Raw genomic sequence first — 12,403 nt, forward strand, 5'->3', positions numbered from 1 at the left:
GCCGGCGACGATTTCGCCGGTCGGGTGATCGAGGCCGATGTGCGTTGCAAACAGGTAGTCCACGTCGTCGACGTAGCCGCCTTCGGCCATCGCCTTCCCGCCGCCGGAGATCTCCTCGGCCGGTTGGAAGAAGACCTTCAACGTCCCAGCAAAGTCGCCGTCTTTGATCGCTTCGATCGTCCCGAGTGCGATCGCAAGATGGGCGTCGTGCCCGCAGGCGTGCATGTAGCCTTCGTTCGCGGATCGGAATCCCTCCACGGTGGGCCGGTGATCGTCTTCCGCCGACTCCGACATCGAGATCGCATCGAGATCGACTCGCAACCCGACGGTCGGCCCCGCTCCCTGTTCGAGAACGGCGACCGCGCCGGTGTGGCCACCGGCGGTCCGCTCGAGAATATCCGACCGCACGCCCGCCTCGCGCGCCTGCTCGACCCAGGGTTCGAGTTCGGCGTCCGACGGGACGGCCATTCGCTCGTCGGTCGCAAGGGCCTCCCGTCCGACCGCGATCTCGTCCACGCCGATGCGTTCGAGTTCGGACACGACGCGAGCCGTCGTCCTGAACTCGCGCCAGCCGGGTTCCGGATGCCGGTGGAACGCTCGCCGAAGGTCGGTTACGCTAGTGCGCACGTCGTAGGGCATTCGTGACGCGTGTAAGCACACCGGATACTTAATAGTGGTCGGTAACCATAGACTGCTCACACACAATCGATTTATATTCCATTTAATCCTCTAGTGAAAGTTTGGTGAAGTATCGTTTCCGATCCGATTCTCGGCCGACACACTGGAGATCAATTCCCGAGAGTTCGTTATCGACGCGGGTCGGTTGGCGTATCGCAGCCGTGGACTCATTTATCGGACTGTTGAATTACGTCTCATGCCAGATGGGAACAACCGTTCGGCGTGGATTCGTGAGCAGCCCGGCCTGACCGCACTTGCGCTACTGAGTGGACTCCTCGCACTGTTCGTTCTCCTGCCGTATCTTCAGTACGTCCTGTTCGGCGTCGTTCTCGCCTATATCCTCTTTCCGGTCCAGGAACGTCTCGAACAGTACATCAGGCCGACGATCGCGGCGATTACCATCGTCGTAGGCACACTGCTCGTCGTCCTGATTCCACTCATCTACGTCATCACGATCGCCGTCCGACAGGCACTGGGGGTCGTCGACTCCATCAGCCAAGGCGAACTCGATGTCGCGGCAATCGAGGAGGCGCTCCAGTTTAACGGCTACGCCGTCGATCTCGTCGCGCTCTACGAAGCGAACCAGGATCGAATCGCAACCGGACTCGAGCAACTCGCGATGGGCGTGCTCGGTTTCGCTGGCAGTCTGCCGAGCCTGTTCATCGGACTAACCATCACGCTGTTCATCCTCTTCGCGCTGTTACGGGACGGAAAGCGGTTTCTGGCATGGGTCCAGTGGGTACTCCCAGTCGACGACGCGATTCTGGATGAACTCCGGACGGGGCTGGATCAACTCATGTGGGCCTCGGTCATCGGAAACGTCGCCGTTGCGGCCATTCAGGCGGCACTGCTCGGTGTCGGGCTTTTCGTCGCCGGCGTCCCGGCCGTCATCTTTCTCACCGTTGCAACGTTCGTTCTGACGCTGCTGCCGCTCGTCGGCGCGTTCGGGATTTGGATTCCGGCGGCGGCGTATCTCGCCGCAGTCGGGCGGATGACCGCCGCCGCAGCGATGGTCGTCTACGGGCTGTTCGTCACCTTCTCGGATTCGTATTTCCGGCCCGCGCTGATCGGTCAGACCAGCGCTTACAACGCCGCTATCGTCATCGTCGGCATCTTCGGCGGGCTCGTCGTCTTCGGTGCTGTCGGGCTCTTTATCGGCCCCGTCGCCCTCGGCGGCGCAAAGCTCGTCCTCGATTGCTTCGCTCGAGAACGAACCGGTGTGCCAACTCCCGACGCGCAACGGGAGCAGACGGCAGCCGCTGCCGGATCGGAGACGACACTCGACACCGAGGATGCAAAAGCCGAAACCGAACTCGAAGAATCAGCGAAAACGAACACCGACACCGACACCGACACTGAGAATCGTTCCGAGGACTGAACTCGTCTCGGACCGTCTCGTTCCCCTTCCAGAGTTCAGCCGTGTGGTACCGGTGTCGGACTTCGTTGAGCGGTCGGTATTCGCGGCAGTCAGCCGAGGTACGCGGTCGCGTCCATCTCGACCCGAACGTCCTCGGGAAGCCGCGAAACTTCCACGCAGACGCGCGCGGGCGGCTCCTCGCCGAACTGTTCGCCGTAGGCGGCGTTAACCCGCTCGTAGTCGTCGAGTTCAGTCAGGTAGACGGTCACCTTCACGACGTCGTCCAGTCCGTCGCCGCCGGCTTCGTCGACGACGGCGGCGATATTTTCGAGCACTCGTTTCGTTTGCACCTGGATATCGCCGGCGACGGGGTCGCCGGTTTCCGGGTCGACGGGTCCGTAGCCGGAGACGTAGAGTGTATCGCCGGCGCGGACGCCCTGCGAGTACGGGTTATCGTTGCTCGGTGCGCCGTCGGTTTCGATGGGGTCGGTGTCAGTCATGGGGTTTCCTCCGACGAAGTCGAGTTCAGGTGGCCTGCATTGTGTCTTCGGTCGTGTGTTCGATCGCATCAACGACGATGTCGAGTGCCGTTGCCGCGAGGTCGTGTGTCAGGACGAGCGGCGGGAGGAAGCGGAGCACGTTCCCGTGGCGGCCGGCCGTCCAGACGAGGACGCCGTGTTCGAAGCAGTACTGCTGGATCGCATCGACGAGATCGCCGTCCGGATTCCCGTCGGCGTCGACGAACTCGGCTCCGATGAACAGCCCCTTGCCGCGGATATCGGCGAGTCGATCGGTTTCGTCGGCGGCTTCGCGGAGCCGCCCTTGGATGAACTCGCCGAGGTCGCGAGCGTGGGCCAGCAGGTCGCGGTCCTGCATGTACTCGATGGCGCGGGTACCGGCGCGCATGCCGACGACGTGGCCACGATACGTGCCGGCGTGGTCGCCCGAGCCCCAGGTGTCGAGTTCTTCTTTGTACATCGTCGCCGAGAGCGGGAAGCCGACGCCGCCGAGTGCTTTCGCGGAGGTCATGACATCCGGCGTGACGTCCTCCCAGTCGCTCGCCCACCACTGGCCGGTGCGACCGAGGCCGCTCTGGATTTCGTCGAAGACGAGCGTTACGTCGTTGTCGTCCGCGATATCGCGAAGTCCCTGGAGGAATCCCTCCGGAGGGGTGACGATGCCGCCTTCGCCCTGGATCGGTTCGACGACGATGGCGGCCGGGTTCGCCAGGCCGCCGTAAGGGTCTTCGACGATGGCCTGTACCTCCTCGAGTGCGTGATCGACCGCCGCCTCGGACGTCTTTCCCTGTCGGAAAGGGAAGGGATACGGCGCGTGGACGACGTCCGAGAGCAGCGGTGCGTAGTGTTTCTTGAGCTTCGTGTTCGACGTGACGCTCATCGCGCCCGTCGTCGCGCCGTGATAGGAACCGCGGAAGGCGACGAGCCCGTCCCCGTCGGAGTTGTACTTGGAGAGTTTGATCGACGCCTCGATGGCGTCGCTGCCCGTCGGGCCACCGAAGACGACGCGATTGTTCCCTTGAAGCCCGCTGGGTGCGATCTCATCGAGTTTCTCGATCAGTTCGAGTCGCGCCTCCGTCGGGAAGTCGACGGTGTGAACGAACTTGTCGGCCTGTTCGTGGACGGCCTCAAGCACGTACGGATTCGCGTGACCGACGTTGAGCACGCCGATTCCCGCGAAGAGGTCGATGTACGTGTTTCCGTCGGCGTCGCGAACCGTCGCGCCTTTGCCCTCCTCGAAGGCGATCGGGATATCGTTCGGGTAGGCGACCGCACTACTGTCGATATCCCGTTGTTTCTCGAGTAGCGACCGGGTCTTCGGTCCGGGGACGGAATCGACGTTCGGTGCATCATCGAAGTGGAGTTCCTCGATCGGTGGTCCTGCCGTCATACGTCACCACAGGTGAAACAGATATTAATAACTTGTCCACAGTATCCATGTTTTGTGTATACAAATTCTGATCACGATATCTCTCATAGTCTCCCGTTTTGCTGCCGGACTACCGGCCGCCACGACCCGTCACTCGCGGGGCGTTTGCTGTTGACCGCGCTCAACGGGGTCGTTCGAAAGAAACGTCGTTGCAAGCCACGCTTCTGCGCGCGTCAGTCGGTACTGGAGCGTCGAAACCGGAATTCCTTCAGCAGCAGCGATATCCTGAACCGAACTCCGGCGAGGTGTTTGGTAGTAGCCGTATTCGACGCCTAACTCGAGTGCTTCCCGTTGCTTATGTGGCAGTTCGGACCCAGCGATCGCGTTTGCCTCCCAGTTCGGTGTCGACTCGACTCGCTCGAACGTGAGTTCGAGTCCGTCACGGAGATGATCGCTGAGTTCATCGTAAATCGGACTCATAGCCGTTTCGTCGGCTGCGAGGAGACGCCACTCGTAGGTCGCACCGTGTTGCTCGGCGCGACACAACGCGCCATCACCGAGATACTTCGCTGCCAGATACGGAATTGACCGGCAGCCGTCTCCTTCGGATTGACGCGAGTAAATCACTCGACGCGTCGGTTCCGTAGAGAGAACCTCGTGCGTCCAGTCGATCCGAGAACCGCCCATTCCACGGAGATTAGAACAGCGCGAGAGCCCCGTGAGCCGTTGGTCGTACGCTGCTAGTGCGTCTCGTGACCCAGTTACGTCGTCCACGCGCCACATCGTCTCGGTAGTGGCGTGACAGGCGATCGTTCGAGCATAGAGTTCAGAATACTCGATAAAGACATCCATCAGGTCATCTGCGCCGCTGTCGTACGTGACTGTAAAAACGAATTCCTGCATGGGTGTCTCTTCTAGTAGTATCGCCATGTATACTGTGTTTGGCTACCCGAATCCGCCCACGGCCACCGCTCCGATGTCTGCTCCGTCGACTCGACTCTCAGATCCTCTACTCGCTCTTATACTTAGATCCAACTAGTTACCTTGTGAGACAGTCGTGCAACCGTGTGATGGGAATATAATCCCGCGCGAAATAGGGGAGTCCATGGCTCCATTCAGACGATTCTTGGTAATGCTCGGTGGAGCGATCGTCGCCGCTGCCGTCATGACAGTCATTATTGCACCGCCGAACGCAACCGTCGGAGTACTGATGTTTGCGATCATATTGGTGGCAGGAGTTCTCCTCTCGTACGTTGTCGGCTATCTCGGCACACCCTGGGATAGTACCGCATACCCGATGACAGAACCGACGAGCAACCCGGTCGAGGAGCCAACGGACGCCTCTCAGGCTGATGCGGAGGAGTTCAAGTGGATGCTCCGAGAGGGTATCGGCGTTGCGATCGCGTCCCTTTTCGGGATGCTCTTTCTCATCTTGTTCTTGCTCGAGGAGACTGCACTCATCGAATCGCAGAACCTTACCGTCGGCGAGATCAGCGATTGGACCGTTCTCCTCGTCCTCGCGCTGTTGCTCGTGGTGCTCGGTCTCTGGAGTTGGCGAGGCCGGTAACGTCTCGCCTCTCTTTTGCTCGTTCAAAATAATCTCGCCTGGCCACGCGAGGAGAGTTCAAAGAATCTAACAGACATATTCGTTCTCCTCTCCCGTACGTGATGTGTTTGAATCCCTTTCTCTCCGCTTATCCGACGGTCGCTCGGACTGTGACGATCAGCCCTTGCTGTTCGTTTCGAGGCTATCGATACGGCTTTTCGTTTCTCTCGCCTCTTCCTCGACACCTTCGTTCGACCCTGTTTGGTATGTTTTACCCTCCTTTCCCAAGTACCCGGTATCGTCTTTCTGTAGCTACTTTGCTGTCAAGCTACTGAACTCGTGATCGCGATCGCTGCGTGTAATCCTGGCCGTTTCTTCGCTGTGGAATCGATCCTCTATTCTGCAGCTACATTAATAGAGGATGTCAAATAGTCCGAACTGGATCGGGAGTAAGAGCACTATCGTTGCGGCTGAACAGGCGACCGTTGCGATGACCAGTTCCCGAGTCTCGATATCGCCTTCGTTTAGGATAACGATGAGTACCGCCGATTGGTACGGGAAGAAGTACGAACTCAGTGCGGTAACTTCTGCGAGTAACACCGGCGTGACTGGGAGCCCTGCGGCCTCGATGTACGGAATCAGAATCGGCGTGAGGACGCTCGCGACTGCCAACCCCTCCATCAGAAACGTGAGTACGAACGTAATAGCGAAAACCGACATGAGAATTACCACGAGCGGTGCATCCGTCGGAATGAGCGCGAGGAGATACGTCGACGCTTCGTCGGTAAACCCCGTCTGGGTGAGTCCGTCGCCGATTGCAAACACCGCAGCGATAAAGAACAGGATCGAGAAATCCACCTCTCTGCCGATCGTCTCGAACTCGGCGATTCCGATCCGCGGAAGAAACGCCAGAATGACGACGACGATAGCGCCGATTACCGGATGAAATCCGTGAACGAAGTCCGTCGCCCAGATTCCCGCTCCGACGAGCAAGAAAACGAGCATCCGTCGTTCGTCTCTTCCATCGGAACCGGTCTCGTCGTCAGGGAGGGCGACGTTCGAATCTGCCGGCGGTCGAAAGAGGAGATAGACGATACCGATAACCAGCAGGACGCGCACGAAACCCAGGATCGGATACATGTGGAGCCACCACTCCGACCACGAAATCGTGTGATCGGCGATCGACTGGCTGAAGCCCGAGATAATGATGTTTGGGAGGTCAGCAGTTAGAATCCCGGCTGAGCCGTAGAACGTGGCAAACAGCGGCCCGATGTAGAGCCCGACGCGCGCCTCTCGAGAATCGAACAGCGAACCGAGTTCTCGAAGGATTGGGGCGAGTGCGAGAATGCGGACGAGGGCTGACGGAACGAGGAAGGCGAGTGCGTGCGCGCCGAGCGAGAGTGCGAGCAGTAATCGTCGATAGGTGCGACGCGAGCCGACCTCGGTCGGATTGCCGACACTTCTGGTTGCGACCCATCGTCCGACCCGTGTGGCGAGTCCGCTCTGGCGGGTGGCTTCCCCCATTAACAGTCCGAACCCGATAAGCCAGGTCGCGGGTTTTTGGAAGCCAACGAGCGCCAAATCCGTCGAAAAGGTCACGGCGATAAGACCGAGTGCGATTAGGCCCGTGTACGACGGTGGAATCGGCGTGAGAACCCAGAGAACAATACAGAAAAGCGTAATCGAGAGCATCGTTGCCATCGCGGTCGAAGCGATGGCCAGCCAGGCCGCGAGACCGACGAGGGCAGCGAGGGGAAACGCTACTCTCGGTTTGCGGAGTACTTCGATCGCGGCTGACCGATCCATTGGTTTCTGTTCGACAGTAGAACGGTAAAACTGTCGTGGTTTTGGACGCTCACTGCGGGCAGGGAGTTCCTCACTGACGATTAGCGCTCGCACCCGACCGCTCGCCGGAACGAACTGATCGACAGTTGGACCGTGTCCCACTACCGGACCGGGAACGCGTCATTCGGCTCCCGAAATCGACTCGAGTAGCGCGCCGACGGCCTGCGCGCCGCGCTCCGGCGTGTCGAACGTCGGAACTCCAGCCGCCTCCATCTGTCGGCGCTCGTCTTCGAGCGCATGATCGGGGCCGGCGACCGTAAAGCAGATCGGTTTGTCGACTTCGGCGGAGAGCGTCTCGAGTTCGTCGACGGGATAGCCGAGCGAGTCCTCGTAGATTTCATAGACCAGCACGATGTCGACGTTGTCGTCGCGTGCAACGGCGTCGATGACTGCACCGAACTCGGGCATCGGTCGTCCGGTGTCGACCGGGTTTTCCGCGTACGTGATTCCCGGAAGGATCTCGTCGAGTCGCTTGCGGGTCTCGTCGGTCAGGTCCGGGAACGTCGCCGCAGTACCTTTGAGGAAGTCAGTCATGATAATTCCTGGCCCGGCCTGGGCCGTGACGAGACCGACGTTTGGCCCATCGGGCGTCGGCGAGTCGGCTAGGGCTCTGCCGGCGTCGAGCAGTTCGGTCGTCGACGAGACGGTCACCAATCCGGGCTGGTCGAAGCCGGCCTCGTAGATGGCATTGTCCTGTGCCGGGGCCGCCGTGTGCGCCCTTGCCAGGTCCGCGATGTCGTGTTCGCCGACTTTGAACGCGGCGATCGGCGTCTCGGCGGTTTGGCAGGCCCGCAGGAGTGCGTCGACGTCGTCCGTCCCCTCGACGTGCATGACGATCGCATCGGTCCGCGGATCGTCGTCGAGCGCCGGAATCACGTCGGCAAATCCCGTGTTCATCCGGTTGCCGAGGCCGAACATGGCCGAGATACCGTATCCCTCGCGAGTCAGTTGAAACGACATGGTGATCCCGACGCCGGCACTCTGGGTGACGAGTCCGACGTTTCCGGTCCCGACATCGCGGATTCGGGGAACGAACGACCCGTACAGATCCTCGTGCGGAATCGCGTATCCGGCCGTGTTCGGCCCGAGAACCGTCATGTCGTACGCCGCTGCGGTCTCCGCAATCGCGTGCTGTAGCTCCGCACCGTCGCCACCCATCTCGGCGAATCCGCCGGCGAAGATCACGGCCGCCTCGACGCCCGCCTCACCGCACTCCTCGATCACGTCCGGTTGCAGGTGCCGAGGCACGCAACACAGCGCCAGCTCCGCGTCGGTCTCTCGCACCGAGTCGACGAACTCGTAGCCGAAGACGGTCCCCGAACTCGAGGGATTTACGGGATAGATCTCGGTGCCGTAGGCTTCGACGTTAGACATCGCATCGTTCCCGAGCTTTCCCGGCGTTGCCGACGCACCGATAACGGCGACGCCATCCGGATCGAAGAGAGCGGGTAGGCTCATACTGCACTGCAGCGAGTATCGGACCATAAATGGCGGGGATTTTGTGGTACCCCCTAACGCGGTTCGCCCGATACCATCTCTCCTCTTCTCCTCTCACTCTTCCCCTCAGCCCTCGTGTTCGAGATACTGCCGTCCCTCCTCCGTCTCCGCGAGAATGTCGTCGAAGATCGCCGCTTCCGTCTGGAACTTGTGGACGCTATGTAACATCGTGTTGTGGAACTCCGAGAGCAAGTCTCCGTGCGTCTTGAAGAACTCGTGTACCCACCGTTCCATCTCCTCGTTGGTTCGGAACTGTGCGATCGCGTGCCAGTGGTAGTTGCTGTCCGCAGTGAAGAACATCAGGATATGCGGGTCGTTGACGAGCGCATCGTAGCACGACCGCCAGTTGTCGTCGAAGTTCGGAAACTCGAACGCGATGCGGAACAGATAGTGCCGGAAGATTTCCCGGTTCGGCAGGATCGCTTCCCGGAAGATTTCCTCTTCGGACATCGTATGAAGGATTTCGTTAACCCGGTTGTGGGAGAGCGTGATTCCGTACTCCGACTCGAGGATCCGGCTGAGTTCCCGCGTCGACGCCGTCGGATAATCGACTCGCGCTTTGAGAATGACGATATCGCGCGGGGACACGTCGAGCGAATCGGTTGTCGTCATCGTGATCTCCCCTGTGAGTGTTATCATAAAAAGTCTACCTACTCGAATGATTCGGCTACGTAGTCGAGATTCGGAACCCGACGATGAGGGCTGCTTGCCGACAGCCGGCGACCGACGGGTGCTGACCGGAATCCGATCAGCCGTCGTCCCGCCTTCCTATCGCGCCACAGCCCGCTCGAGGAGTTCAACCGGCGTCGGGGGTTCCGTGCGGTCCAGCGCACTGCCGGCGAACGAGCTGTCGGCGGGGACCGGTTCGATTCGCCCGTCGCCGAGTTGCGTTCGGCAGGACGTTCCCGGGGCAGTGACGACGTCGGCGCCGCTGTCTTCGATCTGCTCGAAGAGGATATCGCCGATCGAGCGGCTCAGCGAGTAGTGCTCGGCCTCGTAGCCGAACGTGCCGGCCATGCCACAACACCCCGAGTCGAGCGGATCGACCGCGTACCCCGCCCGCCGAAGGACGCCGACGGCGTGGTGATCCTTCTTTTCGGCCTTCTGGTGGCAGTGACCGTGGTACGCGAGCGACTCGGCGGGAGACTCCCACTCGACGAGTTCGTCGAGTCGGAACGTATCGACGTACTCGCAGACGCCGTAGGAGTTCGCCGCGAGCGATTCGACCGCGCGGCCCGAGCAGAGATCGAGGCTATCGGATTGGAACATCACGGCGTCGGAGGGCTCCGCGAGGACGACGTCCCAGCCGTCACGAATGCGCGGCTCCAGTTCCGCGATGTTCGTCTCCATCGCGTCGCGCGCTTTGTCGACGAATCCCTTCGACAGCGCCGGCCGGCCGCTGTCGGTCCGGTCGGCCACGTCGACGCGGACGCCGGCGGCCTCGAGAACGCGCACCGCGGCCTTGCCGACTTCGGGGTGGCTGTAGTTCGTGTACGTGTCCGCGAAGAGAACGGCTTTTCGTTCGGCATCCACCGCGTCCGCCCGAGAGGCTCGCTCCGCCCGCTTCTTCGAAGCGGCCGCACCGCCTCGCTTCTCGAACCAGTCCTGGAGCGTCTCGCGGCTGAACGCTGGAAGCGACCGATCGCTCGCGATTCCGACCGTTCGCTCCGCAATCGCTCCCGACCCCGGCAGCGAGTTCAGCAGGTTCGAGACCGGTGCCATCGCGCTGCCGACGGCCGCGAGCGAATCGAAGTTGGCGAAGAGTCGGTCGCGAAGGCTCGCCCCGTGTTCCCGGTGGCGCTCGTGCATGACTTCGGTCTTGAGCTTCGCGACGTCGACGCCGCTCGGACAGTCTCGCTTGCAACCCTTGCAGCCGATACAGAGGTCGAGCACCTCCTCGGCGAACTCGTCGTCGGTCGGATCGTCGGGCAGGTCGCCGCTCATCGCCTGCCGAAGGAGGTTCGCTCGACCTCGCGTGGCGGTGATCTCCTCGTCTGCGGCCCGGTAGGTGGGGCACATGACGCCGCCGGTGGTCTCCTGGGACCCGCGACAGCCGCCGCAGCCGTGACAGAGTTCGACCATGCCCTGCATCCCGTTCTCGTTGTCCCAGTTCATCGACGGCTCGAACCCGGCGTCGTACTCGTAGGCGTCGTCGTACCGGAGGTGTTCGGTCATGTCGTGGTCGCCACAGACGTTGCCCGGGTTGAGCAGCCAGTCGGGGTCGAACGCGGTCTTCAGGTCGCGGAACGCCTGCCAGAGGTCGTCGCCGTAGAGCTTGCGATTCCACTGGGTACGTGCGTGGCCGTCACCGTGTTCGCCCGAGACGCTGCCACCGAACTCGACGACCATATCCGTCACTTCGTCCGCGATGGCTTCCATGTCCTCGCGGTCCGTCGCGGCCTTCGTGTTGACCAGCGGGCGGACGTGGAGGACGCCGGGGCCGGCGTGGGCGTAGAACGCGGCGTCGTCGTCGCGGTCTTTCTCGGTGAGTAGCGCCTGGAAGCGCTCGACGAACTCCGGGAGGTGCGCCGGCGGAATCGCACAGTCTTCGATGAAGCTGATGTGCTTTTCGTCGGAGGTCCGCGAGAGGAGGATCGGCAGGCCGGACTTCCGGAGCGTCCAGAACATGTCGCGTTCGGCTTCCTCGTGTGCTTCCAGTCCGGCAAACGCGAGCAATTCGTCGATTTCCGGGCGCTCGGCGGGTGGTTCCGCCTCGGTATCCGTCCCCGGAACTCTATCCGCGAGGAGCCCGGCCGTCTGCTCGCGCCCGCGTTCGTCGTCCGCGGCGTAGAACTCGATCAGCAGTCCCGCCTCGGCGTCGGCCGGAACGAGCGACGCCGCCTCCTCGAACTCGGTCGTCTCGCGGGCCAGCCCGAGGAGCACGTCGTCGATGAGTTCGACCGCCGCCGGCTCGTGTTCGAGGACGTGTTGCACGTCGCTCACGGCGGCGAGGACGCTCTCGTAGAACAGCAGCGAGACGGCCTTCGTCTCGGGGACGGGTTCGAGCGCCACCTCGGCCTCGGTGACGACGGCGAGGGTCCCCTCGCTGCCCGCGAGTAGCCGCGCGAGGTTGACCGTTCCGCTCTCGGCCTCCTCGACGAGCACGTCCAGGTTGTACCCCGAGACGTTGCGCTTCAGGTCGGGGAACCGTTCTCGTACCTCGTCGCTTTCCTCGTCGATGATCCGGACGAGCTCAGCGCACACCCGTTCGAGGATGGTTCCCTCGGAATCGGCCGCCGAACGAATCTCGTCGACGGCCGTCTCGCCGAGCGTCGCGACCGTTCCGTCGGCCAGCACGACCTCGCATTCTTCGATATAGGCGTCGGTCTTGCCGTAGACCAGCGAGTGTGCACCCGTCGAATTGTTGCCGATCGCACCGCCGATGACGCTGCGGTCCCCCGCGGCCGGATCGGGCGCGAACTTCAGGCCGTGCGGCGCGAGTTCGTCGTTGAGTTCGCCGAGGACGGTTCCCGCCTGGACGCGCGCCGAGCGCGCGTCGGGATCGATCGCTTCGACGCCGTCCATGTAGCGGGTAAAATCGAGCACGACGGCTTCGTTGACCGCCTGTCCCGCGAGACTCGTCCCGCCGCCCC

General features: G+C 61.9%; 10 protein-coding genes. 2 read left to right on the top strand and 8 right to left on the bottom strand.

Translation table 11 applies throughout. The features are described 5' to 3' along the window. Positions 1-639, bottom strand: a 639-nt coding sequence (locus C481_RS02585; RefSeq protein WP_006107324.1) for a M20/M25/M40 family metallo-hydrolase, incomplete at its 3' end; no start/stop codon positions are given. 235 nt (positions 640-874) lie between these two features. On the opposite strand from C481_RS02585, the gene C481_RS02590 reads away from it, so the two are divergent. Continuing rightward, positions 875-2,056 carry an AI-2E family transporter gene (locus tag C481_RS02590; protein ID WP_006107325.1) on the top strand — a complete coding sequence of 394 codons (1,182 nt, stop codon included), beginning with the start codon at positions 875-877 and terminating at the stop codon, positions 2,054-2,056. 89 nt (positions 2,057-2,145) lie between these two features. Here the strand turns inward: C481_RS02590 and C481_RS02595 are convergent, their stop codons facing one another. The 3 genes from C481_RS02595 to C481_RS02605 form a co-directional block, all read right to left on the bottom strand. Continuing rightward, positions 2,146-2,535 (bottom strand): Rid family detoxifying hydrolase, encoded by a 390-nt coding sequence (locus C481_RS02595; RefSeq protein WP_006107326.1) that lies wholly within the window; start codon positions 2,533-2,535, stop codon positions 2,146-2,148. 25 nt (positions 2,536-2,560) lie between these two features. Continuing rightward, positions 2,561-3,943 (bottom strand): aspartate aminotransferase family protein, encoded by a 1,383-nt coding sequence (locus C481_RS02600; protein WP_006107327.1) that lies wholly within the window; start codon positions 3,941-3,943, stop codon positions 2,561-2,563. A gap of 129 nt (positions 3,944-4,072) precedes the next feature. Next, positions 4,073-4,825, bottom strand: a complete 753-nt coding sequence (locus tag C481_RS02605) for a helix-turn-helix domain-containing protein (protein WP_006107328.1) — start codon at positions 4,823-4,825, stop codon at positions 4,073-4,075. Positions 4,826-5,054: 229 nt separating this feature from the next. Between C481_RS02605 and C481_RS02610 the strand changes: the two genes are divergently transcribed. After that, entirely contained in the window at positions 5,055-5,489 is a 435-nt protein-coding gene (locus tag C481_RS02610) for a hypothetical protein (RefSeq protein ID WP_006107329.1), read from the top strand. A 390-nt stretch (positions 5,490-5,879) separates the two neighbouring features. On the opposite strand, the gene C481_RS02615 is transcribed toward C481_RS02610, so the two are convergent. From C481_RS02615 to C481_RS02630, 4 genes are all read right to left on the bottom strand, one after another. Beyond that, positions 5,880-7,274: an SLC13 family permease gene (locus C481_RS02615; RefSeq protein WP_006107330.1), complete on the bottom strand. Its 1,395-nt coding sequence runs from the start codon at positions 7,272-7,274 to the stop codon at positions 5,880-5,882. A gap of 159 nt (positions 7,275-7,433) precedes the next feature. Then, entirely contained in the window at positions 7,434-8,771 is a 1,338-nt protein-coding gene (locus C481_RS02620; protein ID WP_006107331.1) for a CoA-binding protein, read from the bottom strand. Between the two features lie 105 nt (positions 8,772-8,876). Then, positions 8,877-9,422, bottom strand: coding sequence for a hypothetical protein (locus C481_RS02625; RefSeq protein ID WP_049904368.1), 546 nt, complete (start codon positions 9,420-9,422; stop codon positions 8,877-8,879). Between the two features lie 156 nt (positions 9,423-9,578). Then, positions 9,579-12,403 (bottom strand): FAD-binding and (Fe-S)-binding domain-containing protein (locus C481_RS02630; protein ID WP_006107333.1); only part of this gene is annotated, 2,825 nt, incomplete at its 5' end.

Source organism: Natrialba asiatica DSM 12278 (assembly GCF_000337555.1).
Classification (GTDB): domain Archaea; phylum Halobacteriota; class Halobacteria; order Halobacteriales; family Natrialbaceae; genus Natrialba; species Natrialba asiatica.